This is a genomic window from Mesorhizobium sp. M1A.F.Ca.IN.022.06.1.1, from assembly GCF_003952605.1.
GTDB lineage: Bacteria > Pseudomonadota > Alphaproteobacteria > Rhizobiales > Rhizobiaceae > Mesorhizobium.
This window is the reverse complement of record NZ_CP034455.1, coordinates 5,355,984-5,380,454: the sequence shown is the minus strand read 5'-3', so window position 1 is coordinate 5,380,454 and position 24,471 is coordinate 5,355,984. Positions and strand designations below refer to the sequence as shown.

The 24,471-nt window shown below is 63.9% G+C and carries 19 protein-coding genes, 1 other RNA gene and 1 pseudogene; 6 read left to right on the top strand and 15 right to left on the bottom strand.

Annotated elements, in window-relative coordinates; translation table 11 throughout:
- The 9 genes from ftsW to mraZ are packed head-to-tail and all read right to left on the bottom strand — an operon-like array spanning position 1 to position 10,196.
- Positions 1-1,152: a putative lipid II flippase FtsW gene (gene ftsW / locus EJ078_RS25550; protein WP_067329044.1), complete on the bottom strand. Its 1,152-nt coding sequence runs from the start codon at positions 1,150-1,152 to the stop codon at positions 1-3.
- The gene (gene murD / locus EJ078_RS25545) at positions 1,152-2,552 is read right to left on the bottom strand and encodes a UDP-N-acetylmuramoyl-L-alanine--D-glutamate ligase (protein ID WP_066990739.1); all 1,401 of its coding nucleotides are present in this window, start codon (positions 2,550-2,552) and stop codon (positions 1,152-1,154) included. The genes ftsW and murD overlap by 1 nt, the downstream gene beginning before the upstream one ends.
- Before the next feature lie 9 nt (positions 2,553-2,561).
- Entirely contained in the window at positions 2,562-3,644 is a 1,083-nt protein-coding gene (mraY, locus tag EJ078_RS25540) for a phospho-N-acetylmuramoyl-pentapeptide-transferase (protein ID WP_095802416.1), read from the bottom strand.
- A gap of 20 nt (positions 3,645-3,664) precedes the next feature.
- Complete coding sequence (locus EJ078_RS25535; RefSeq protein WP_208720923.1) at positions 3,665-5,098, bottom strand: UDP-N-acetylmuramoylalanyl-D-glutamyl-2,6-diaminopimelate--D-alanyl-D-alanine ligase; 1,434 nt, start codon at positions 5,096-5,098, stop codon at positions 3,665-3,667.
- Positions 5,095-6,549, bottom strand: coding sequence for a UDP-N-acetylmuramoyl-L-alanyl-D-glutamate--2,6-diaminopimelate ligase (locus EJ078_RS25530; RefSeq protein ID WP_127847204.1), 1,455 nt, complete (start codon positions 6,547-6,549; stop codon positions 5,095-5,097). Before EJ078_RS25530 ends, EJ078_RS25535 begins: the two co-directional genes overlap by 4 nt.
- Before the next feature lie 54 nt (positions 6,550-6,603).
- Positions 6,604-8,328: a penicillin-binding protein 2 gene (locus EJ078_RS25525; RefSeq protein WP_066990727.1), complete on the bottom strand. Its 1,725-nt coding sequence runs from the start codon at positions 8,326-8,328 to the stop codon at positions 6,604-6,606.
- Positions 8,325-8,720 carry a hypothetical protein gene (locus EJ078_RS25520; RefSeq protein WP_066990723.1) on the bottom strand — a complete coding sequence of 132 codons (396 nt, stop codon included), beginning with the start codon at positions 8,718-8,720 and terminating at the stop codon, positions 8,325-8,327. Before EJ078_RS25520 ends, EJ078_RS25525 begins: the two co-directional genes overlap by 4 nt.
- 4 nt (positions 8,721-8,724) lie before the next feature.
- Positions 8,725-9,741: a 16S rRNA (cytosine(1402)-N(4))-methyltransferase RsmH gene (gene rsmH / locus EJ078_RS25515; RefSeq protein ID WP_127217079.1), complete on the bottom strand. Its 1,017-nt coding sequence runs from the start codon at positions 9,739-9,741 to the stop codon at positions 8,725-8,727.
- On the bottom strand, positions 9,738-10,196 hold the full coding sequence (gene mraZ / locus EJ078_RS25510) for a division/cell wall cluster transcriptional repressor MraZ (protein WP_095783823.1): 459 nt from the start codon (positions 10,194-10,196) through the stop codon (positions 9,738-9,740). Before mraZ ends, rsmH begins: the two co-directional genes overlap by 4 nt.
- Positions 10,197-10,593: 397 nt before the next feature.
- Between mraZ and EJ078_RS25505 the strand changes: the two genes are divergently transcribed.
- The gene (locus EJ078_RS25505) at positions 10,594-11,709 is read left to right on the top strand and encodes a cystathionine gamma-lyase (protein WP_127404226.1); all 1,116 of its coding nucleotides are present in this window, start codon (positions 10,594-10,596) and stop codon (positions 11,707-11,709) included.
- A gap of 24 nt (positions 11,710-11,733) precedes the next feature.
- Here the strand turns inward: EJ078_RS25505 and rnpB are convergent.
- The 5 genes and pseudogenes from rnpB to EJ078_RS25480 form a co-directional block, all read right to left on the bottom strand.
- Positions 11,734-12,134, bottom strand: an RNA gene (gene rnpB, locus EJ078_RS25500) — RNase P RNA component class A.
- A gap of 58 nt (positions 12,135-12,192) precedes the next feature.
- Positions 12,193-12,902 (bottom strand): annotated as a pseudogene (locus tag EJ078_RS25495) (transglycosylase SLT domain-containing protein).
- A 185-nt stretch (positions 12,903-13,087) separates the two neighbouring features.
- On the bottom strand, positions 13,088-13,855 hold the full coding sequence (locus EJ078_RS25490) for an N-acetylmuramoyl-L-alanine amidase (RefSeq protein WP_127217371.1): 768 nt from the start codon (positions 13,853-13,855) through the stop codon (positions 13,088-13,090).
- Complete coding sequence (locus EJ078_RS25485; RefSeq protein WP_127404129.1) at positions 13,852-14,571, bottom strand: DnaJ family molecular chaperone; 720 nt, start codon at positions 14,569-14,571, stop codon at positions 13,852-13,854. Before EJ078_RS25485 ends, EJ078_RS25490 begins: the two co-directional genes overlap by 4 nt.
- A gap of 133 nt (positions 14,572-14,704) precedes the next feature.
- A complete protein-coding gene (locus tag EJ078_RS25480) occupies positions 14,705-14,905 on the bottom strand; it encodes a hypothetical protein (RefSeq protein ID WP_082954075.1) in 201 nt (66 codons plus the stop codon).
- 173 nt (positions 14,906-15,078) lie between these two features.
- Here EJ078_RS25480 and EJ078_RS25475 point away from each other — a divergent pair, with 173 nt between their 5' ends.
- From EJ078_RS25475 to EJ078_RS25465, 3 genes are all read left to right on the top strand, one after another.
- Positions 15,079-18,705, top strand: a complete 3,627-nt coding sequence (locus EJ078_RS25475; protein WP_127216983.1) for a hydantoinase B/oxoprolinase family protein — start codon at positions 15,079-15,081, stop codon at positions 18,703-18,705.
- Between the two features lie 83 nt (positions 18,706-18,788).
- Positions 18,789-20,036 (top strand): DUF3419 family protein, encoded by a 1,248-nt coding sequence (locus EJ078_RS25470; protein WP_164746751.1) that lies wholly within the window; start codon positions 18,789-18,791, stop codon positions 20,034-20,036.
- Positions 20,033-20,698: a class I SAM-dependent methyltransferase gene (locus EJ078_RS25465; RefSeq protein ID WP_067329011.1), complete on the top strand. Its 666-nt coding sequence runs from the start codon at positions 20,033-20,035 to the stop codon at positions 20,696-20,698. Before EJ078_RS25470 ends, EJ078_RS25465 begins: the two co-directional genes overlap by 4 nt.
- A gap of 6 nt (positions 20,699-20,704) precedes the next feature.
- Here EJ078_RS25465 and EJ078_RS25460 read toward each other — a convergent pair whose 3' ends face one another.
- A complete protein-coding gene (locus EJ078_RS25460; protein WP_127404128.1) occupies positions 20,705-22,090 on the bottom strand; it encodes a serine hydrolase in 1,386 nt (461 codons plus the stop codon).
- 230 nt (positions 22,091-22,320) lie between these two features.
- On the opposite strand from EJ078_RS25460, the gene EJ078_RS25455 reads away from it, so the two are divergent.
- Together EJ078_RS25455 and EJ078_RS25450 are read left to right on the top strand one after the other, a co-directional pair.
- Positions 22,321-23,112, top strand: a complete 792-nt coding sequence (locus EJ078_RS25455) for a GH25 family lysozyme (protein WP_095779058.1) — start codon at positions 22,321-22,323, stop codon at positions 23,110-23,112.
- Positions 23,113-23,283: 171 nt separating this feature from the next.
- The gene (locus tag EJ078_RS25450) at positions 23,284-24,462 is read left to right on the top strand and encodes a lytic murein transglycosylase (RefSeq protein ID WP_067329003.1); all 1,179 of its coding nucleotides are present in this window, start codon (positions 23,284-23,286) and stop codon (positions 24,460-24,462) included.
- The last annotated feature ends 9 nt before the right edge of the window (positions 24,463-24,471 follow it).

Here is a 24,471-nt window from a genome sequence, read left to right as displayed (position 1 = left end):
TCATTCCGCCGGCATGGCGCGCTGCGAGAAGGCGTAGCCAATCTGCTTGCGCTTTTCGGGATGCCTGCGCGTCAGCGCCAGCACCATGCCCATCGAGACGGCAATCGCGATCTGCGAGGAGCCGCCGTAGGAAATGAAGGGCAGCGTCATGCCCTTGGCCGGCATCAACTGTAGGTTCACGCACATGTTGATGGCCGACTGCAAGCCGAAAATGGTGACGAGCCCGCCGACGGCGTAACGGGTGAAGTCGTCATGCTCCTTGAGCGCGATGCTCAATCCGCGCAGCACGATGAAAGCGAAAATCGACATGATGAAGAAGCACATGATCAGCCCGAACTCCTCGCCCGCGACCGAAAACACGAAGTCGGCGTGGCTGTCGGGGATGACCCGCTTCACCGTGCCCTCGCCTGGGCCGACGCCGAACCAGCCGCCATTGATCAGCGCCTCGCGGCCCATGTCGACCTGGAAAGTGTCGCCTTCGCCGGTGAGGAACTTGTCAATGCGGGCGGCCACATGCGGAAACACTGTATAGGCCGCGAACACGCCGCCGACGCCGGCAGCCCCCAGCGCGACGATCCAGAACCACGGCAGGCCGGCCATGAAGAACATCACGCCCCAGGTGCCCAGCACCAGCATGGTCTGGCCGAGATCCGGCTGCGCGATCAGCAGCGAGATCACCAAGGCCAGCAGCAGCATGGCGAACAGATTGCCGGGAATGTCTGGCTGGCGCTTGTGCTCGGCAAACAGCCAGGCGCAAATGATGACAAAGGCCGGCTTCAGGAACTCGGACGGCTGGATCGAGAGCCCGGCCAGCGATACCCAGCGCCGCGCGCCCTTCACCTCGACGCCGATATAGAGAACCGCCACCATCAGCACCAGCATGATGCAGATCATCGCCAGCGACATGCGCCTTATTTGTCGCGCTTCCAGGAAGGAAACCGCGAGCATCACGACGAGCGCCGGGATGGTGAAGATGATCTGTCTTGTGGCGAAGTGGAAGCTGTCGAGACCGATGCGCTCGGCGACCGCCGGGCTTGCGGCGAAGGACAAGACGATGCCGAGCCCCATCAGCGACAGAAATGCCGCCAGGAACCAGCGATCGATCGTCCACCACCAGGTTGCGACCGGACTTTTGTCGAGACGGCTTTGCATCAACGTGGCCCTCCGATGGGTTTCACCCCATCAATAGCAGTCGCAGCTTGCCTGAAGGCTTCGCCGCGAACCTCGAAATTCTTGAACTGGTCGAAACTGGCGCAGGCCGGCGAAAGCAGGACGACGGCCTCGCCGCCGGTGTCGCCCGCGGCGTCATGGGCGGCGTGCTCGACCGCGGCCGCCAACGTTCCGGAAATTTCGTAAGGCACCGCCTCGCCGAGCGTGGCGGCGAAAGCGGGAGCGGCCTCGCCGATCAGATAGGCCTTGGCGATGCGTGGGAAGAAACCGCGCAGCGGCTCTATCCCGCCTTCCTTGGGCAGGCCGCCTGCGATCCAATAGATGCGGTTGAAGCTCGACAGCGCGGGAGCCGCCGCATCGGCATTGGTCGCCTTGGAATCGTTGACGAACAGCACATGATCCTTGCGGCCCACCTGCTCCATGCGGTGCGCCAGCCCCGGGAAGCTTTCCAGCCCCGCCTGGATCTCGCCGAGTTCCAGCCCGACCCTGAGGCAGGCGGCCACGGCGGCGAGCGCGTTCTGCGCATTATGCTGGCCGCGCAGCGAGCCGATGCCTTCCAGGAATGCGATGCGGCTGTAGCGACCGTGCACGGCTTCCATCAGATTCGTGCCGTCAGCGAAATAGCCGTCGGTCAGCGGCAGGCGCTTGGAAATGCGGATCACTTGCCGGCCTGCCCGCTCCAGCCGGTCGGCGATCTGGGCGCACCAGGAATCGTCGACGCCGATGATCGCGGTGTCGCTGCCGGCGACCAGCCTTTCCTTGATCGAGGCGTAATGGGCCATGGTGCCGTGGCGGTCGAGATGGTCGGGCGTCAGATTGAGCAGGATGCCGGCGGTCGGATTGATCGAGGGCGCGAGATCGATCTGGTAGGAAGAGCACTCCACCACATAGTGCCGTTCGGCCTCGGGCGGATCGAGCGTCATGATCGCGCGGCCGATATTGCCGCCCATCTGGGTGTCGCGTCCGGCCGACTTCAGGATGTGCGCCGTCATCGCTGTGGTCGTCGATTTGCCGTTGGTGCCGGTGATCGCGACGAAGGGTGCGGCCGGCGCGCGCTGGATGCGCTCGCGGCAGAACAGCTCGATGTCGCCGATCACCTCGACGCCGGCGCCGCGCGCCAGTTCCACCGTCCAGTGCGGCTTCGGATGCGTGAGCGGCACACCGGGCGACAGGACGAAGGCCGCAAAGCGCGACCAGTCGGCGCCGCGCAGGTCGCCGGTCGCGATCCCGGCGGCTGCTGCCTTGGCGACGCTGTCCGGATTGTCGTCCCAGGCGAGGATCTCGGCGCCGCCGGCGATCAGCGCATGCGCGGTGGCAATCCCCGACCCGCCGAGCCCGAAGAGCGAAACGCGTTTGCCTGCAAATGAAGCGGCGGCGATCAAGCGGGCATCCTATCTGAGCTTGAGGGTGGAGAGGCCGACCAGCGCCAGGATGACGGCGATGATCCAGAAGCGGATCACCACCTGGCTTTCGGTCCAGCCGAGCTTTTCGAAATGGTGATGGATCGGTGCCATCAGGAAGACGCGCTTGCCGGTCATCTTGAAATAGCCGACCTGGATGATGACCGACAGGATCTCCACCACGAACAGGCCGCCGACAATGACCAGCACGATCTCGTGCTTGGTGGCGACAGCGATGGTGCCGATCAGGCCGCCCATGGCAAGCGAGCCGGTGTCGCCCATGAAGATTGCGGCCGGCGGTGCGTTGAACCACAGGAAGCCGAGGCCGGCGCCGATGACGGCGCCCAGCACGACCGCCAGTTCGCCGGTGCCGGGAACGAAATGGATCTGCAGATACTCGGCGAACACCGCGTTGCCGGAAAGATAGGCGATGACGCCGAACGACGCCGCAGCGATCATGATCGGCACGATCGCCAGCCCGTCCAGACCGTCGGTCAGGTTCACCGCATTGCCGGCGCCGACGATCACGAAGCAGGAGAACGGCACGAAGAACCAGCCGAGATGGATCAGGAATTCCTTGGCGAACGGGAAGGTCAGCGACGACGAGAACGGCGCCTGGCCGTTATGCATGATCACCCAGGCCGCGATGCCGGCGACAACGAATTCGATCGCCAGCCGCGCCTTGCCGGAGAAGCCCAGATGCGACTGTTTCGTCACCTTGAGATAGTCGTCGTAGAAACCGATCGAGCCGAAGCCGACGGTGACCAAAAGCACCACCCAGACATAGATGCTGGAGAGGTTTGCCCACAGAAGCGAGGAGCCGATGATGCCGGACAGGATCATCAGCCCGCCCATCGTCGGCGTTCCGGCCTTCTTGAAATGCGTCTGCGGTCCGTCGGCGCGGATCGGCTGCCCCTTGCCCTGGCGAAGCCGCAGCGAATTGATGATGGTCGGTCCGAATATGAAGACGATCAGCGCCGAAGTGATCAGCGCACCGCCGGTGCGAAAGGTGATGTAGCGGAAGACATTGAAGGCCGAGATCTTGTCCGCGAAATCAACGAGTAAAGTGAGCATCGGTCCCCCGGATCCCGACCTCAGGTCGGTTCAATGGTTGCGGCTTCCGCCGGAAATTTGCCGAGCAATGCCTCGACCAGCTTTGAAAAGCCGATGCCTTTCGACGACTTGACCATCACCACGTCGCCCGGCCTGATCGCCGACATGACGACGGGCTTCAGCTCTTCGGCTCCTGGCCGGTACTCGGTTTCGACATCCCAAGGCAAAACCTCGGCCAGTGCCCGCATCTCCGGGCCGCCGAGAAAGACCTTACGCGTTTCTGTGCCGACAATAAGTTCGGCAAGGGCCGCGTGGAGCTTCGCCGAATGGCTGCCGAGTTCCAGCATGTCGCCAAGCACGGCGATGCGCCTGCCCTCGCCCGATACCGGCGTGGCGTTGAGCAGCGCCATGGCTGCCGCCATCGACGCTGGATTGGCATTGTAGCTCTCGTCGATCAGCGTGATCGGACCGTTCGGATGGCGCAAAATGTGGCGCCGGCCGCGCCCGCGCTCGGCCGAAAGATCGGCGAGCGCCGCCGCGACCTTGTCGAGATCGGCGCCGACCAGTTGCGCGGCGCCAAGCACCGCCAGCACATTCTGCACGATGTGGCGGCCGGGCGCCCCCACACGGGCCGTCACGTCCCTCTTGCCGATCTTGACCGCGATATCGGAGTGATCGGCATAAAGGTCGCAGCCAACAAGACGAAAGGCCGAGCGGGCGTTCTCGCCGAAGCCGAAGACATGCTCGACACCTGCATCCTTGGCCACTTTCCCGAGCAGCTTCCAACGCGGATCGTCGCGATTGAGCAGCGCGGCGCCGCCGGCCTCTATGCCCTCGAAAATCTCGGCCTTGGCCATGGCGATCTCGTCGAGATTCTTGAAGAAGCCGAGATGGGCGGCCGCGATCAGCGTGACGATCGCGACATGCGGCCTCACCATCTTGACCAGCGGCCTTATCTCGCCCGGATGATTCATGCCGATCTCGAAGATCGCGTAGTCGCAGTCTGCGGGCATGCGCGCCAAGGTAAGTGGCACGCCCCAGTGATTGTTAAACGACTGCGCCGAGGCGTGCACCTTGCCGACCGCCGACAGCACATGGCGCAGCGCTTCCTTTGTGGTCGTCTTGCCCGCAGAGCCGGTCACCGCGATGATCTTGGCCCGTGAGCGAGCGCGCGCCGCAATGCCGAGCTTTTCCAGCGCCGCAAGCACATCCTGCACGACGATCATCGGCGCCGTCAGCCGGCCAAGGGACGGCAGCTTGCCCTCGGCCACCACCAGCACCGCAGCGCCCGCCTTCACTGCAGCGGTTGCGAAATCGTGGCCGTCCATCGTCTCGCCCTTGATGGCGAAGAAGGCGTTGCCCGGCTCGAGGCTGCGGCTGTCGATCGAAATGCCGGTGATGCCTTCCGGCAGCGAGCCGATCGGCCTGCCGCCCATGGCCTCGACAAGCGCTTGCGACGTCCACAGCAAGCTCATGCGGCGCGCTCCTGGAGCGCCTCGCGCACTTCCTCGTGATCGGAAAAGTGGAAGGTTTCGGTGCCGATCGTCTGGCCTTCCTCATGCCCCTTGCCGGCGACGATCAGCGTATCGCCGGCATGGAGCATGGCGACGGCCTCGTGGATCGCTTTGCGGCGGTCGCCGATCTCGATGGCGCCGGGCGCCGCGGCAAGGATTGCCGCGCGGATGGTTTCGGGGATTTCCGTGCGCGGATTATCGTCGGTGACGATGACGACATCGGCGAGCCGGGTCGCGATCTCGCCCATGATCGGCCGCTTGCCGCGATCGCGGTCGCCGCCACAGCCGAAGACGACAACGACCCGGCCCGTGGTGAACGGACGAACCGAGGTCAGGACATTTTCCAATGCGTCGGGCTTGTGCGCGTAGTCGACATAGACCGGAGCGCCGGCGGCCGTCGTGCCCACAAGGTCGAGGCGGCCCGGCGCACCTTCGAGTTTCTCCAATGCGGCCAAGGCCTTATCAACGGATGTTCCAGTCGAGATGGCGAGGCCGGCCGAAACCAGCGCGTTGGCGATCTGGAAATCACCTGCCAACGGCAGGTCGATCTCGTGAAGCACACCATCGGCCTCCACCTCGGCACGCTGGCGCCGCCGCTCATGCTCGACGCGCTTCAGCGTCAGGAATTCGCCGTGTCGGCCGACGGTCAGAACATTGAGGCCCGCTGCCCGCGCGGCATCAACCGTCGGCTGCGACCAGGGATCGTCGGCGAAGATCACGGCCGGCGCCCCCTTCGGCAGCAGCGTGTCGAACAGACGCAGCTTGGCACGGTGATAATCCTCAACCGTCGGATGGTAATCCATGTGGTCGCGGCCGAGATTGGTAAAGCCGCCGGCGGCCAGTTTGACGCCGTCGAGCCGACGCTGGTCGAGACCATGGCTGGAAGCCTCCATCGAGGCGTGCGTTACCCCTGCCTCCGTCAGTTCCTTGAGCAACTCGTGCAGCGCGACCGGATCGGGCGTAGTCAATGAGCCATATTCGTTGCGGCCCGGCGCCACCACGCCGGTCGTGCCGATCGAAGCGGCGGCAAAACCTGCCTGCTCCCAGATCTGGCGGGTGAACGCGGCAACCGATGTCTTGCCGCTGGTCCCGGTTACGGCGACCATCGTCCGAGGCTGCTTGCCGAAGAAGCGCGCTGCGCTCAGCGCCAATGCCAGACGGGGATCATCGACGGCAAGAACCGGGATCGACAGACCGGAGATTGTATTGCCTTTGGCCGCCACGATTGCGGCAGCGCCGCGGCCGGCGGCATCGGCGGCATAGGTCGAGCCATCAGCCTTGCTGCCGGCGAGCGCGAAAAAAACGACGCCCGGTCTTACCTGGCGGGAATCGGAGGAGAGACCGGTAACCTCCAGATCGGGGGAAGCTGTTCCCTCGACAGGCAGGATGCCGGCTAGATTTTTCAGATACATTGAGTCCCGTTCACCGCAACAAAATAGCGCGCAGTTGCCGGCGCGCCCCAAGAATCACTGATAGGAAACCAGCGTTGCACCATTTTCATGGCTGAAATCTGGCTTCACGCCAAGCATCGAAGCCGCACGCCTGATGATGTTGCCTGCCATGATGCCGGCATTCGAGGCGGCGGTGGCGCCCATGCCGGGCTTTTCCGGCTTCGGCTCATCGGCGATGGTCAGCACGATATATTGCGGATCGTCCATCGGAAAGGCGGCGACGAAGGCGTTGAAATTCTTCTCTTTCGAATAACGGCCGTTAACGACCTTTTCCGCCGTGCCCGTCTTGCCGCCGACGCGGTAACCCGGAACCCTGGCGCTCTTGCCCGAGCCTTTCTCGGCGTTGAGTGCGTAGAGATAGCGCATCCCTTCCACCGTTGTGTCCTTGACCACCCTTTTGGCCACCTCCATCGCCTGCTCGGCCGTGCGCGGCAGAAAAGTCGGCTCGATCAAATAGCCACTCATCAATGCGGCGCAGCCGACGGCAGTCTGCAGGGGCGTTGTCGAGACGCCATGGCCGAAGGCGATGGTGATCGAATTGACCTGCTTCCATACTTTCGGTTCGGTCGGGCGCGCCACTTCCGGCAATTCCGTCTGCATCTTTTCGAGCACGCCTAGCCGATGCAGGAACTCGCGATGCCCTTCGATGCCGACAGCCTCGGCTTCTTTGGCCGAGCCGATGTTGGACGAATAGATGAACACTTCGGGCACCGAAAGCACACGGCCTTTGCTGTGGAAGTCATGGATGGTCTGGCGGCCGATCCTGATCGGGCGCGACGCATCGAAGCGACTCTCCAGCGTCACCTTGCCGGAATCGAGCGCCATGCCGGTGGTGAAGCTCTTGAAGGTCGAGCCCATCTCGTAGAGCCCGGCCGACATACGGTTCAGCCGGTCCTTTTCCTGAGCATTGTAGGGATTGTTGGGGTCGAAATCCGGCACCGACGCCATGGCCAGCACTTCGCCGGTCTTGATATTGAGGACCACCGCGCCGGCCGCGATCGCGTGGAACCGCTCCATGCCGGTCGCCACCTCGTCGCGCACCACATGCTGGACGCGCAGGTCGATCGACAGCTTCACCGGCTTCAGGTCCCTGGCCACCGCCAGTCCTGACGCCTGCAGATCGGTCAGGCCCTGGTCGTCGATGTACTTCTCCATACCGGAGATGCCCTGATTGTCGATGTTGGTGAGCCCGACAATGTAGGATGACGTTTCGCCGCTCGGATAGAAGCGGCGCTTTTCGGTGCGGAAACCGAGACCCGGGATGCCGAGCGCCATGATGTCGGCCTGCTGCTTCGGCGTCAGCTGCCGCTGCAGCCAGACGAAGCCGGCGCCGCTCTTCAGCTTGTGATAGGTCTGCTCGTAGTCAATCTCGGGAAGCACGGTCGAGAGCTTCTCGATCGCCTCGTCGGCGTCGACGATACGGCGCGGCTCGGCGAACAGCGACGCCGTCTTGATGTCGGTCGCCAGCACCTCGCCGTTGCGGTCGACGATGTCCGGCCGCGATGCAGTGACGCGGCTCTGCGGACCACCCGAATTGTCCGGATTCTGCAGGCCGAGATAGACCAGTCGGCCGGCAATCGTCGAATAGATGGTGAAGAACACCGCCATCGTCATGACGATGCGGGTCTTGGCCTTGCCGCCGGTTGCCTTGCGGGCGGCGTCGACGACGATCGAGCCGTCCTCAGCTGCCTTGCTTCGGCGCTTCAGCAGGTTGCCGATCCCTGGAAGCCTGCTGATCATTGCACGGTGCTCCCGGTCACCACCGGATCCTTGCCGTCCGACGGCCCTTTGCCCGAATTGTCGGCCATGCCGCCGAGCGGCTGCGACGACAGGTCCTCGATATTGAGCGGCTTCATCGGCACGTCGTCGAGCCCGCCGATTTGGTGGGCGTTGAGCGGCTCGAGCCCGAGCTGCGACTTGTAGATTTCGGCAAGCTTCTGCAGCCGCGCCGGCTGGGTGAGCAGGCTCCAGTCCGCCTTGAGAAGATCGATTGTGTCTTCCTCGTAGCGGATCTGCGCCTGCAGCTTCTGCACCGCCGCCAGCTGGTCCTCGGCCTCGCGCTTGGTCTTGTAGGTCAATGCCGCCGCCGAGACCATTACGGCGATCAGGACTATATCGCTGGTGCGAAACACGTGCTTACCTCTCCCCCGGCCGCTCGACGGCGGGAAGCTTTGGAAGGCCGAAAATCGAAGAGTCACCGGCGCGCGCAGGCGCGCCGGTGCGGATTGCCGCGCGCAGCCTCGCCGAGCGCGCCCGCGGATTGCCGGCGATCTCGGCCTCTCCCGGCGTCACCCCGCCGCCGGATTTGCGGAAGGTCGCCAGCCGCGCCGGCGCGTCCGGCATATGACGCGATCCGCTGGCCGCATCGGCGCGATCGGCGATGAAGCGCTTGACAATGCGATCCTCCAGCGAATGAAAGGTCACGACGGCGAGCCTGCCGCCCGGCTTCAGCACCCGCTCGGCGGCGAACAGCGCGCTCGCCAACTCGCCGAGCTCGTCATTGACGAAGATGCGCAGCGCCTGGAAGACGCGGGTGGCGGGATGGATCTTGTCCTTCGGCGCGCGGCCGACATGGGTGGCGATGGCGTCGGCAAGATCGAGCGTGCGCTCGAAGGGCCGCTTCTCGCGCCGGGCCTCGATCATGCGGGCGATGCGGCCGGCATGCCGCTCTTCGCCGAGAAAGCCGAAGATGCGGGCAAGGTCGCCCGCCTTGAAGGTGTTCACGACGTCGGCGGCGCTCAGGCCAGCCTGCGCCATGCGCATGTCGAGCGGTCCGTCGGCGCGAAAGGAAAAGCCGCGCCCGGCCTGGTCGAGCTGCATCGACGAGACGCCGATGTCGAGCACGACGCCGTCGGCGCTTTCGACATGCTTGTCCAGGGTCGAGAACGGCTCCTGAACGAGCTTCAGCCTGCCGCCGGCCTGCTGTTCCAGAGCCTTGCCCGCGGCGATCGCATCCGGATCGCGGTCGATGGCCACGACCGAGGCGCCGCGCTCGAGGATGGCGGTGGTGTAGCCGCCGGCGCCGAACGTGCCGTCGACGATTGTCTCGCCCGCCTTGGGGTCAAGCGCCTCCAGCACTTCGGCAAGGAGGACCGGAATGTGACGGACCAGTCCGCCAACGGCGTGAGGATCATCGCCGTGGCCAGTCATCATTCCGGTCGCTCCCCGGGCTTCGTCCCCTGCCGAAGCTGCAAAAGCCTGGCTCGAGCCTGCGCCCCATAGGCGGCAAGTCGGCCCGGCTCCCAGATCTGGAAGAAATTGCCGCGGCCGACAAAGGCCACCTCGTTCGAGATGCCCGTGTGCTCGCGGATGAAATCGGTCATCGTGATGCGGCCGTCCTGGTCGAGTTTCAGGAACGTCCCGTCGCCATGGCAGAAGAAGGACATATCGTCCGCCGTCTGCAGGAAGGGATCTTCCAGCGCGATCCGCTGCTCGTAGCGGTCGAGCAGATCGAGCCCGCCGACGTCCATCGCCGGAAGGTCGAGGCAGCGTAGCGCATAGAGTTCCGCATAGCCACGTTTCTGCACGACCGAACGGAAATGCGCCGGAACGGATACCCGCCCCTTCGCATCGATCCTGTTTACTGCGTTTGACAGAAATCGGTCCACTACGCCTTACAGCCGCTGTCGCCGCCGCACCCCTGCCCATGTTTTTCTCCGCGCCGCCGCCGCGCATCGCCTCGCGACAAATCGCTTCATTCACCAAGGCGAAAACCGGCAAACGCGCAGCCGCCGCGACTGCCCGATTGGCGTACGCTTCACCCTGACGCGGAACGAAAGCTTGATGGGAATGGGATATCATGGGGTAATGTGGGCGTCAACGGGAAGAGGCATCACAAACACGCATGCCACAACCTGAAAGCGCAGGCTCGCGGCACGTCTCGTCTTTATCGTCCATTAAGCCTAACGAAGCGTTTAGAAGGCTCTGGCCCAAAAGGACGCGGCTTGCCGCGAAGGGCCGCCACGCCTAGCGTTCGGACGTCAGTTCAGTGAAGGAATGCGCCCAATGTCCGAAACCGCGAAGTCACGCGCCGCGACACTTGCCCATCTGCGCAGCGGCGATTTCGCCAAGGGCGATCCCATCCCTTTGCCGCTGACAATGGCCTCGATCTTTCATTCGCCGGGCGACGCGACGGGCTTCGATCAATACGGCCGCTTCAGCAATCCGACATGGCACGCGGTCGAGCATGCGCTTGGTCATCTCGAAGATGCGCAGTGCATCGCCTTTCCGTCGGGCATGGCGGCGATTTCGGCAACGTTCTTTGCGCTGGTCAAATCTGGCGACCGCATCCTCTTGCCCTCGGACGGCTACCACACGACGCGGGCTCTGGCGGAGCGTTTCCTGAAACCGCTCGGCATCGCCTATGACGTGAGGCCGACATCGAGCATGCTCGACGGCGGCTTCGCCGGCTACCGGCTGGTCTTCGTCGAAACCCCCTCGAACCCAAGGCTGGATATCTGCGACATCGCCGCCGTCGCCAAGACCGCCCACGAACAAGGTGCGCTCCTCATCGTCGACAACACGACGATGACGCCCTTCGGCCAGCGCCCGCTCGACCTTGGCGCCGACATCGTGGTCTCGGCCGACACCAAGGCGATCAACGGTCACTCGGATGTGCTGTTCGGCCATGTCGCCAGCCGCGATCCGGATATTATCGCCAAGGTCAGGGACTGGCGAGAAACCGCCGGCGGCATTCCCGGGCCGTTCGAGGCCTGGCTCGTGCATCGCGGCCTTGAAACACTCGAGGTGCGGTACGATCGCATGTGCTCCTCGGCGGAAACGATCGCCCGCCGGCTCAAGGGGCATCGCGCCGTGAGCGGCTTGCGCTTTCCAGGCCTTGAGGGCGACCCCTCGCACAATCTGGCGCGTGCCCAGATGGAGCGCTTCGGCTTTCTCATCTCATTCGAGCTGACTTCGGAAGAGAAGGCCGAGGATTTCATCAACAACTGCGCGCTGATTGAATCGGCCACCTCGTTTGGTGGCGTTCATACATCGGCTGAACGGCGATCGAAGCGCGGCGATGCCGTGCCGCCCGGCTTCGTGCGGCTGGCCGTCGGCTGCGAGCCGGTGGAAGAGCTCTGGCAGGCGATCGAGGCGTCTTTGGACCGGCTTGACGGCTGAGCGGCTCGGAACGCTGTGGAGGAAAATGCCAGCTGGCCTGTAAGCCGGGTTCTGTATGGCCCCCACGCCTTGCGGCGCGGGAACGTGGCGGCCATTCATCTTGGGCGCATGTCGCCATGCGCCTCACGCAACCTACCCGGGCGGTGGGCCGGAAACAGCCCTCGAAGGTTTCCCTTCGCACCGCCCCTATTCGGTCTTGCTCCCGGTGGGGTTTGCCGTGCCGCTTCTGTTGCCAGTCGCGCGGTGGGCTCTTACCCCACCCTTTCACCCTTGCCGCGGCGAATGCCGCGGCGGTTTGCTTTCTGTGGCACTTTCCCTGGGGTCTCCCCCGCCGGCCGTTAGCCGGCACCGTGTCTCCATGGAGCCCGGACTTTCCTCACCCGCAGCCTTTCGGCTCTTGCGGGCGCGGCCGCCCGGCCAGCTGGCAAGGGCGTATAAAAGGATTCGCGCCTGAAAACGCAACAAAAAAGGCAACTGTCCCGCTTAGACAGGCGAACCGAGCGCTGCCATCTGCACCTTCACCTTGCTGCAATAGGCGGCCGAAATCGGATTCATCCGCGTCGCCCCATGGCCGGCATTGTATTTGAGGATGGTACCGCAGGTGGTGCCGCCACCTAGCCCCTGCGCCATGGCGAGGTACTTCATGCCGTATTTGATGTTGGTGTCGGGATCGAACAGTCCCTTGACTGAACCGGTATAGCCCATCATCCGGGCCGTCGCCGGCTTGATCTGCATCAGGCCGATCTCGCCGGCGCCGCCGACCATGTTGGGCCGGAAGTTGCTCTCGATCGTGATGACGGCCTTGGCCAGCGACACCGGCACGCCGTAGCTTGCCGCATAGCGGGCGATGATCGCCGAATATTGGCCGTCGCCAGTTGCCGAAGAAGACAAGGCGGGCTTTTCAGGACGGATGGAAGCTGTCGCGGTCAGGTCGATGGTTTGCCTGCTGCGCTTTGCGTAGCGTTTGACTCTTGATTTCGCGGACCGCGCTGCGGCGGCTTTCTGCACCTTCGCCGGGGTAGCTCTCTTGGCCGTCGAAGTCTTGGCGCTTGGCGCAGCCTTGGGCTTTGAGGGGGTCGCAGCAAACCCATTGTCCGCCGCCCGGAGGCTCAGGGGGCGCTGTTCGCTGGGCTGAAGGCAAAAGTCATCACTCCGGCAGCAACGGCTGCCGCTACAACGGTCAATCTTTGCATGTATTCCTGTTCTGTTAGAACCGCGCGAAGAATTTCACGCGGCGGGGCCAATCCAACACCGGAGCATCTTGGAGGGATAGATGCCCGACAACTTGCGGGAGATGCGTTTGGAGACCGAATTGGCGCCAATAAAGGCGAGGCAATTCACTTTGTATGACAAATTGTAATTTAGCCAGCTTGGCAGGCTATTTGGAAGGGGCTGCCTTTATCGCAGCCAAAAGCCTTTGGAGCGTGCTGATCGTCGAACCGTCCGCCACGCCGTCGACGAGCCGCCGTCGGAAATGCCGCTGAAACGCCGCCACCACGATTTCCGTCTGGCGGTCGAAGACACCCGATATCTCGGCGCTGTAGCCGTAAAGCGCCAGCATCGATTGCAGGGCTTCCACGTCAGCACCTGCGTCGCCCGCCCTCAGCGCCGCGCCCGTCCTGATCGGAGCCGCGGGAACCAGATGGCCGACACCGGCGGCAAAGAGCGCCTTCCAGGGAAACTTCTCGCCCGGGTCGACCTTGCGTCCCGGCGCCACATCGGAATGCGCAAGCACCCTTTGCGGTGGAATGGAATGCCGGCCCGCGATCCCTGCGCATAAATCGATCACGGCCTTGACCTGCCGCTTCGGGAAGGTTTTGTAGCCCAGCGAATGCCCGGGGTTGACGATCTCGATGCCGACAGAGCAGGAGTTGATGTCGGTGCACCCGAACCATGAACTCTTGCCGGCATGCCAGGCGCGGTCGCTTTCGCGCACCATTTGCACGATGCGGCCGTCCTCATGCACAAGATAGTGCGAGGATACCTCGCTTGCCGGATCGCACAGCCAGGCCTCGGCCTCAGGCCCCGTCGGCATGCCGGTATAGTGCAGCACGATCATGTCGGGCCTGAGTGTCTCGCGTCGCGGACCGAAATTCGGCGATAGCCTGACCTCGGTACCCGGCTGGTCGGGCAAGAAACCGCTCATACGTGCCTGAGGCCCCGTTCGATCATCTCATAGGCGGCATTGATCGCAGCGACCCTTGTCGTGGCGATCTTGATGAATTCCTGCGGCAGGCCGCGCGCGATCAGCCGGTCGGGATGGTTGTCGGAGATCAGCTTGCGATAACGCTTCCTGACCTCCTCGAATGGCTTCCCGCGTTCGACGCCGAGAACCACATAGGGATCGGCGGCGCCCACATTGACGTGGCGCGCCAGGATCGCCTGGTAATGCGCCTCATCGATCTGAAAAATCTCGGCGATGCGATGCAGGAATTGCCCTTCCCTCTCGTGAACCAGGCCATCCGCCTTGGCGATGTGGAACAGCCCGTCGAGTATGTCTTCCAGCATCTTGCAATTCGCATGACCGGAACCGCAAAGCTGCGACATGCGCTGGGCGTAGATTTCAAATCCGGCAACATCGCGCTTGGCGAGGTCATAAAGGCGCGCCACATTGCGCGTTTCGCTCGGCGGCACCTCAAAGATTTCCTGGAAGGCCCTCACCTCGTCCTGGGTGACGATGCCGTCGGCCTTCGCCATCTTGGCCGAAAGCGCGATCATCGCCACCGAGAAGGCCACGCGCCGGCGTAGATCCGGGTCGCCCGAGTACACGGTCCGCACGGCTTCGACGACATCGCCGACGCCCGAGGACGCCGACGACGAAACACGAGCGATGAAGTCGCCGAGGCGGTCCCAAATCGACATGCGGCTTCTTAGTGCGAACCGGGCACCGCTATCAAGCCGGGACGATGCCGCAGGTCGATCGACTTTGGGGACAGTCCCGCCAAAAGGAAGGCCGGCACAGGGGCCGGCCTTCCTGATTTCAGTGGATGAACTTCTACTGCGCGGGCGCAGCAGGAGGTGTTGCCGGAGCCGGTTCAGCAGGCTTCGAAGGGTCAGGGGTAGCCGGCTTCATTGGCTGTTCGTTGGCCGGCGGGTTGGTGCTCTGCGTGGTGGTGTTGTCGGTGCTGCTGTCGCTGCAAGCCGCGACCCCCAGCAGGGCGAGCGCCGAAACAGACGCCAGAATAAGCTTCTTCATGGTATCTCTCCTTCAGCAAACGCTCACGTTTCGGTGAACGTCGCAGAGGAAATGCAGAAATCTGACCTGGGTTTCGTAACGTTGCGTTTCCATGTGTAACACCAAGCGCATGGTTGCCGGGGCCAAAACGGCGAACTAACAGAACGGGTTGTCGCAGGTAACGGATAAGCAGCATGCAGGACGCCGCAGCCAACAACAAATGGGATTTCTGGATCGACCGGGGCGGGACCTTCACCGACATCATCGGCCGCGATCCGCAAGGCCGACTGCATCCCCGCAAGCTTTTGTCGGAGAACCCTGAGGCCTATGCCGATGCCGCTATCCAGGGCATCCGCGAACTGCTTGGACTGAAAACCGGCGCCGCCATCCCCGCGGAGCGCATCGGCGACATAAAAATGGGCACCACTGTCGCTACCAACGCGCTGCTGGAGCGCAAGGGCGACCGCGTGCTGCTGCTCATCACCAGGGGTTTTCGCGACGCGCTGCGCATCGCCTATCAGGCGCGGCCGGATATTTTCGCCAAGGAGATCATCCTGCCCGAACAGCTCTATGAGCGGGTGGTAGAGATCGACGAGCGCGTGCGCGTGGACGGGTCCGTCGAGCGCCTGCTCGACATCGCCGCCTGCCGCCCGGCCATCGAGCAGGCCAAGGCCGACGGCATCGACGCGGTAGCCATCGTCTTGATGCACGCCTGGAAATATCCCGACCATGAAAAGGCAGTCGCGAAAGTCTGTCGCAAGATCGGCTTCAGCCAGATATCGGTCAGCCACGAGGTCTCGCCGCTCATCAAGCTGGTCGGTCGTGGCGACACCACGGTGGTTGACGCCTATCTGTCGCCGATCCTGTCACGCTACGTGCAAAGGGTGGCGGGAGAATTGGGTGCCGGCCCGCGGCTGATGTTCATGATGTCATCGGGCGGGTTGACCGCCGCCGACATGTTCCAGGGCAAGGATGCGCTGCTTTCCGGCCCGGCCGGCGGCGTCGTCGGCATGGTCGAGACGGCGAAGCTCGCCGGCTTCGACAAGGTCGTCGGCTTCGACATGGGCGGCACCTCGACCGACGTCGCCCATTATGACGGCGGATACGAGCGCGCCTTCGACACTGAAGTCGCCGGCGTTCGCATCCGCGCGCCGATGATGCGTATTCATACGGTCGCGGCCGGCGGTGGCTCGATCCTGCATTACGAGGCCGGTCGCTTCCGCGTCGGCCCGGACTCCGCCGGCGCCAATCCCGGCCCGGCCGCTTATCGACGCGGCGGCCCGCTCGCCGTCACCGACGCCAATGTCATGCTCGGTAAGCTGCAGCCCGACATCTTCCCGGCGATCTTCGGCCCCGGTCAAGACCAGCCGCTCGACGTCGCCGCCGTGCGCGAAAAATTCGCGGCTTTAGCCGCCGAGATCGGCGATGAACGCTCGCCCGAAGCGATGGCCGAGGGTTTCGTCACCATCGCCGTCGAGAACATGGCCAACGCCATCAAGAAGATTTCGGTGCAGCGCGGTTACGATGTCACTGAATATCTCTTGAACTGTTTCGGTGGCGCCGGCGGCCAGCATGCCTGCCTCGTCGCCGATGCGCTCGGCATGGAAGCGGTGCTTATCCACCCCTTCTCCGGCTTGCTTTCGGCTTACGGCATCGGGCTGTCGACGGTTTTCGCCTCGCGCCAGCAGGCGTTGCTGAAGCCGCTCGCCGAAGAGTCCCGCTCCTCGATCGAGGACCTGATTGCGACCTTGCACCAGGGCGTCATCGCCGAGCTTGCAGTGCAAGGCATTGCGCAAGACGCCATCGCCTCAAAGCCGGTCCTGCAGATCCGTTATGACGGCACCGACACAACTTTGCCGGTCAACTTCGAGCACGGCTCGATTTTTCGCGCCAGGAGCGATTTCGAGGCCGCGCACAAGGCGCAATTCGGCTTCGTCTACGAAGACAAGCCGATGATCGTCGAGGCAGTCGGCGTCGAAGGCAGCGATGTCGGGACCGCCGGCCGCGACGAAAGTGAATCAGGGCTCGAAGACCAGGTGGCAAGCCCCTGGCAGTCCCGGCAATTCTTCGCCGACGGAGCCTGGCGCGATGCCGGCATCTTCCGGCGCGAGGATTTGAAGCCCGGTCACAAGGTGGCAGGCCCCGCGCTCGTCATCGAGCCGAACCAGACCATCGTCGTCGAGCCGGGCTGGCAGGCCGAGATCACGGCCAGGAACCACGTGCTGCTGCGGCGTATAGAGAAAAAGGCGCGGCAGGCGGCGCTCGGCACCGAAGCCAATCCGGTGATGCTCGAGGTCTTCAACAACCTTTTCATGTCGATCGCCGAGCAGATGGGCGTCACGCTGCAGAACACCGCCTATTCCGTCAACATCAAGGAGCGGCTCGATTTTTCCTGCGCCGTGTTCGACCGCCATGGCGCGCTGGTCGCCAACGCGCCGCACATGCCGGTGCATCTGGGGTCCATGGACCGCTCGGTCGAAACCGTCATCCGCCTGAATTCGGGTGATATCCATCCCGGCGACGTTTTTGCTCTCAACGCGCCCTACAATGGCGGCACGCATCTGCCCGACATCACCGTGGTGACGCCGGTGTTCGACGACGCGCGCACGGAAATCCTGTTCTGGGCGGCCTCGCGCGGCCACCATGCCGATGTCGGCGGCACCGCGCCGGGCTCGATGACGCCTTTGGCCACAACCGTCGACGAGGAAGGCGTGCTGTTCGACAATTTCCGCATCGTCGATCGCGGCCGCTTCCGCGAGGAGGAACTCGAGGCGCTCCTCACCGACCATCCCTATCCTGCCCGCAATCCCGCCCAGAACATCGCCGACCTCAAGGCGCAGATCGCCGCCAACGAAAAGGGCGTGGCGGAGTTGCGCAAGATGGTCGCGCATTTTGGCCTCGCTGTCGTCGAGGCCTATATGGGCCATGTTCAGGACAATGCCGCCGAGAGCGTGCGCCGCGTGCTGGAAAGGCTGCCCGACAGTTCCGACTACGAGTATGCCACCGACACCGGCCAGGTGATCAAAGTGAAGATCACCGTCGATCGGCAAAGGCGCGACGCGACGGTCGATTTCACCGGCACCTCGAAGGTCATGAAGAACAATTTCAATGCGCCGGAGCCGGTGGCGCGAGCCGCTGTGCTCTATGTTTTCCGCGTCATGGTCGAGGACATGATCCCGATGAACGCCGGATGTCTCAGGCCGATCAACATCGTCATCCCCGACGGTTGCATGCTCAAACCCTCCTACCCTGCCGCCGTCGTCGCCGGCAATGTCGAGACCTCGCAGCATGTCACCAACGCGCTGTTCGGCGCCATGGGCGCGATGGCCAACGCGCAAGGCACAATGAACAATCTCACCTTCGGCAACCGGCAATACCAATATTATGAGACGATCTGCTCCGGCTCGCCGGCCGGCCAAATGAATTCGGGCCGCGGCTTTGCCGGCACCTCCGGCGTCCACACGCATATGACCAATTCGCGACTTACCGATCCCGAAGTGCTGGAACTGCGCTTCCCGGTCGTGCTGGAAGACTTCCACATCCGCGACGGTTCCGGCGGCAAGGGCAAATGGAACGCCGGCAACGGCACCAAACGCACGATCCGCTTCCTCGAAAAAATGGAATGCGCCATCCTCTCCTCACACCGCAACCGCCCGCCGCAGGGTCTGAACGGCGGCGGCGACGGCGAGGCTGGCTCGACCAAGGTCAGACGCAACGACGGCTCGATCGAGGTGCTGAAGGCCTGCGACCAGACCACGCTCGACGCCGGCGAGGCCGTCATCGTCGTCACGCCGACGCCCGGCGGATTCGGCAAGGCCTAAGACTCAGCGTCAGCAGCCTGTCACCCGCCTGTCACAACGCTGCGCTACCCGCTTGCGCAATGCAAACGGGGAATCAGCTTGCCATGTCGGATGTATCGGGAGAACTCGTTTTTCGACGCGGCAAGGAGGTTGGAAAAGCCGTCTACCAGAACCGCGCCCTGTCGAAGGACGGCATTTCCGAGCGGCTTTTCGCCTTCCTGTTTTCCGGCCTCGTCTATCCCCAGATCTGGGAAGACCCGGATGTCGACATGGACGCCATGCAGCTTGGCGCCGGCCATCGCGTCGTCACAATCGCGTCGGGCGGCTGCAACATTCTGGCTTACCTCACCCGCTCGCCGGCCCGGATCGACGCCGTCGACCTCAACGCCGCGCACATCGCGCTGAACCGCATGAAGCTGGAGGCGGTGCGCCATCTGCCCTCGCAGGGCGATCTGTTCCGCTTCTTCGGCGCAGCCGATACCAGCCACAACTCGGAAGCTTACGACCGCTTCATCGCGCCGCATCTCGACCCGGTCAGCCGTCACTACTGGGAGCGCAGGAACTGGCGCGGCCGCCGCCGCATCGCGGTTTTCGACCGCAACTTCTACCAGACCGGCCTGCTTGGCCTCTTCATCGCCATGGGCCATCGTGTGGCAAAACTGTTCGGTGTCGATCCGGCCGGCATCATGAAGGCCGAGAACATCGGCGAGCAGCGCCGTTTCTTTAACGAGGAGCTGGCGCCGGTCTTCGACAAAAAGCTGCTACGCTGGGCGACATCGCGCAAGGCCTCGCTTTTCGGTCTGGGTATCCCGCCGGCACAGTACGACTCGCTGATCACGTCCGGCGACGGTTCGATGGCGAGCGTCTTGAAGGCGCGGCTGGAGAAGCTCGCCTGCGATTTCCCGCTGAAGAACAACTATTTCGCCTGGCAGGCCTTTGCCCGCCGCTATCCGCAGCCCGGCGAGGCAGCCCTGCCCGCCTATTTGGAACAGCGCAACTACAGGACGATCCGCGCCAACACCGAACGCGTCGCCATCCATCATGCCAACTTGATCAAATTCCTCGCCGGCAAGGATGCGGCCTCGGTCGATCGCTTCGTCCTGCTCGATGCCCAGGACTGGATGACCGACGACCTGCTCAACGATCTGTGGACCGAGATCACCCGCACGGCCTCGGTTGGCGCGCGCGTGATCTTCCGCACCGCGGCCGAGCCCAGCCTGCTGCCGGGCCGCGTCTCCAGTTCCCTGCTCGACCAGTGGCGCTACGAAGCCGAGGCCTCGCGCGAATTCTCGGCCAGGGATCGCTCGGCGATCTATGGCGGCTTCCATCTCTATGTGAAGCGCGCCGCATGAGCACGACGGAGCTGCCGGTCCGCCATGCCGATCTGATGGATGGCGTCTATCGCTGGCAGCGCCATATCTACGACATTACCCGCAAATACTACCTGCTCGGCCGCGACCGGCTGATAGCGGGGCTCGACGTGCCGCAAGGCGGCACCGTGCTCGAGCTCGGCTGCGGTACCGGCCGCAACATCGTTCTTGCCGCCCGGAGCTATCCAGACGCCCGCTTCTTCGGTTTGGATATCTCGGCCGAGATGCTGGAGACGGCAAACGCGGCTATCGCTCGCGAAGGTCTCTCCGACAGGGTCGAACTGGCGCGCGGCGACGCCACGGATTTCGATCCGGCGGCGCTCTTCGGCATCGAGCGCTTCGACCGTGTCTTCATATCCTATTCGTTGTCGATGATCCCCGGCTGGGAGAAGACCGTGTCGGCCGCGCTTGCCGCGCTCGCACCCGGCGGCTCGCTGCATGTCGTCGATTTCGGCCAGCAGGAAGGTCTGCCAAACTGGTTCCGGGCCTTGCTGCGCGGCTGGCTGCGGAAATTCCATGTCACGCCGCGCGCCTCGCTGCGCGACGTCCTTGACTCGGAGTCGAAACGGACCGGCGCAACCTTCCGTTTCAGAACGCTTTATCGCGGCTATGCCTGGCTCGGCGTCATCGGAGCTCGGATGTAGAGAGCCTTACTGGTGTAAAGCTTTCACCAGCGCGGCCACCATCGCCTGCGGCCGATAGCCGAGCTTGGCAGGTGTCAGCCCGAGCCGCACCACCACCAATTGCTCCGACGGAATGATGGCCACCGTCTGGCCGTCATGGCCTTCCATCCAGTAGGTGTCCTTGGGCAGGCCGGCGGCAGCGCCCGCGCCCGGATTCTCCTCATCGCCCGGACCCTCGATCCACACCTGGCCGTTGCCGTAGACCTTCGAGGCCGGCGCCGGCTGCCGCATCCAGTCGACGAATCCGGCGGGCAGGATCTGCGCGCCGTTCCAGACACCGCCCTGCAGCAGGAACTGGCCGAAGCGGGCCCAGTCGTGCGCCGTGGCGTAGAGATAGGACGAGCCGACGAAAGTGCCTCGCTCGTCGGTTTCGAGCACCGCGCTGTGCATGCCGAGCGGCTCGAACAGCGCCGTGCGCGGCCAGGTCAGCGCCTTCGCCTTGTCGCCGATTGCCTCCTGCCACAGCCGCGACAGCATGACGGCCGTGCCGCTCGAATAGGAAAATGCCTTGCCCACCTCGCCGCCGAGCGGCTTGGCCTCGGCAAAGCCCGCCATGTCCGGCTCGAGATAGAGCATGCGCGTCACGTCGGCGACGTCGCCATAATCCTCGTTGAACTCCAGCCCGCTCGACATCGCCATCATGTCGGCAAGGCTGATCGCCGCCCGACCGTCGGCCTTCCACGGCGAGAACAGGCCCTTCTTGTCGAGCGCCATCTTGCCGTCCTTGACCAGCGTGCCGACAATCGCGGCATTCACCGTCTTGGTCATCGACCAGCCGAGCAGCGGCGTCTTGGCCGAAAAACCCTCGCCATAGCGTTCCGCGACGATGCGGCCGTTCTTCACCGCCACGACCGCGCGCATGCCTGTCCCGACCATCGCGGCATCGTCGACGATCTTCGTGACGGCGGGGTTTTGCAGGGCGACCACCCTTTCGCCCTCCGGCCAGAGCGCATCCTGCGAGGCCACCGCCAAAGGCTCGATATGGACGGAGGTCTGCCGCGCCCTGCCGGTGTCGCCATCCGGAACCGACGCGCAGCCGACCCCGTGGCGCTCTACGGCGACGCTCTTGCCCAGCGCCCAAAGCAGGCCCGCCGAAACAAGGCCCCTTTCCTTGTCGACGGATACCTTCATCAGCTTGAGCAGCGGATGGCCCGGCGCCTGCACGTCGACGGCCAGCACTTCATTCGGGTCGCGGCCGGCGATGAACACGTTGGAGCAGACGATCTTGGCCGCATAGCCCGAGCCGACACGGATCAGTTCGGGCGGCGCAAAGTAGAGCCAGGCGAAGAGCGCGATCACCGCCAGCACAATCAGGCCGAACAGCCATTTGATGAACTTCACGACATCCCGCATCTTTCCGCCCTTGGGTTTTCCGGTTCGCTTTATGTCATTGATTTGCCGCCATTGCTTCTCCAAAATCATGGTCGATGTCGAGCGCCGTCAATGGATTATCAACCATGTTCGGCGATGAACGGAGAGACTGGGCGGTTCTGTGGGGCGACCGTCCGGAGGGGGCCCGCGGAAGCGACCACCATCAGTGAAGGACCCATCAGCGGCCGGCTGATCCCGGCTCGGGGGATATCATGCGCCGTCTTGCGGCCATCCTGATGCTGACGCTGTTGAGCGCCTGCTCGACCGTGGACGATCTATCGCCGCTGGCGCCGTCATCGCAGACGGTCGCCCTGCGCGCGCCCCGTTTCGAAGATTCCAAGCCGCATGAGTGGGACAGCGGCGCGCCGTGGAATTATGCTGTCCACGGCACCGACGTCTCAAAATACCAGACCTCTGTCGACTGGCCGACGGCCAAGGCCAGCGGCATCTCCTTCGCCTTCATCAAGGCGACCGAGGGCGGCGATCGCTTCGACGATTATTTCAACGAGCACTGGGCACGCACCAAGGCCGTCGGAATCCCGCGCGCGGCCTATCATTTCTTCTATTTCTGCACCCCGGCCGCCACCCAGGCGCGCTGGTTCATCGCCAATGTTCCGAAAGATCCCTCGGCGATGCCGCCGGTGCTCGACATGGAATGGAACCCGAAGTCGCCGACCTGCCGACTGCGCCCTGATCCCGCGACGGTGCGCAGCGAGATGACCACCTTTCTCGAGATCGTCGAGCGCCATTATGGCAAGAAGCCGATCATCTATACGTCGCTCGACTTCTTCGATGACAATAACCTGGCGACGTTCCGCGGCTATCCTTACTGGCTGCGCTCGGTCGCCGGCCATCCGCGCCAGAAGTATGGCAGCCATCCTTTCACCTTTTGGCAGTACACCGGAACCGGCATCGTGCCCGGCATGACCGGCAAGTCCGACATCAATGTTTTCAACGGCTCGGAAGCCGCCTGGAACAAATGGCTGCGGCAGAACACCCGTTGACATCGGCCCCCTTGCCTGCTTTCGACATGGCGGGCGGTGATAGTTGCAACCGCTGGCGATGCGGAGCGGCGCACCCCACCGGGGTGCCGCACGGCGCTCCTGAATTTTGAAATCTACGCATGATGCGTCCGCACCCGGCCGTGATCATGCCCCGGTCTCGTAAGGGAAGCGATGCGATTGCGCGTTGAAATCCTGGCGGCGCTGCTGGTCGGCGCTTTCGCTTGGCCTGCGGCGGCGCAGGAATGCGGCGGCGATTTCGAAGCGTGGAAACAGGGCGTGGCCGCGGAAGCCAAGGCAGCCGGCGTCGGCGCCGTTGGCCTGAAGGCGCTGGAAAATGCCGCGATCGATGAAAAGGTGCTGGCGCGCGACCGCGCTCAAGGGGTGTTCGCCCAGACCTTCACCCAATTCTCGAACCGCATGATCTCGGCCTATCGCCTGAAGCAGGGCGCGGCCAACCTCAAGAAATATGCCGACGTTTTCGCGCGCGCCGACAAGGAATTCGGCGTGCAGCCGGCCGTCATCACAGCGTTCTGGGGACTGGAGACGGATTTCGGCGCCGTGCAGGGCGATTTCCACACGCTGGACGCGCTGGTCACCCTCGCGCACGACTGCCGCCGCCCTCAGTTGTTCCGGCCGCAATTGGTGCCGTTGCTGACCTTGATCGATCGCGGCGTGCTGCCGGCCGATGTCAAGGGCGCCTGGGCCGGCGAGATCGGCCAGACGCAGATTCTGCCGACCGACTATCTCGCCCGCGGCGTCGACGGCGACGGCGACGGCAAGGTCGATCTCCGGAACAGCGTGGCGGACGTGATCATGACCACGGCCGACAAAATCCTGTCGCGCGGCTGGAAGCGCGACCAGCCCTGGGTCGAGGAGGTGCGTGTTCCCGACGACATGCCTTGGGACCAGACCGGCCGCACCAACAAGCTGCCGCTGTCGCAATGGGCCCAATGGGGCGTGACCAATCCGGACGGCACGCCGCTCGTCGACAACGGCCTGAAGGCCGGGCTCGCCTTGCCCATGGGTCGCAAGGGTCCAGCCTTCCTGACCTACGACAATTTCGACGTTTATCTGGAATGGAACCAGTCCTTCACTTACGCGCTCACCGCTGCGGTGCTGGCGACCCGTCTGGCCGGGGCGCCGCAATTCGATCCGCGCACGCCCGAGCCCGGCCTCAACGGTGACCAGATGAAGGCCCTGCAGACCAAGCTTGAGGCCAAGGGCTACGATGTCGGCACGGTCGACGGTATCCTCGGCACGAATACCCGCGAAGCGATCCGCAAGGAGCAGATGCGGCTCGGCATGGCCGTGGACGGTTGGCCGACGCCGGAATTGCTGGCGAAATTGTAGCGCCCTGTC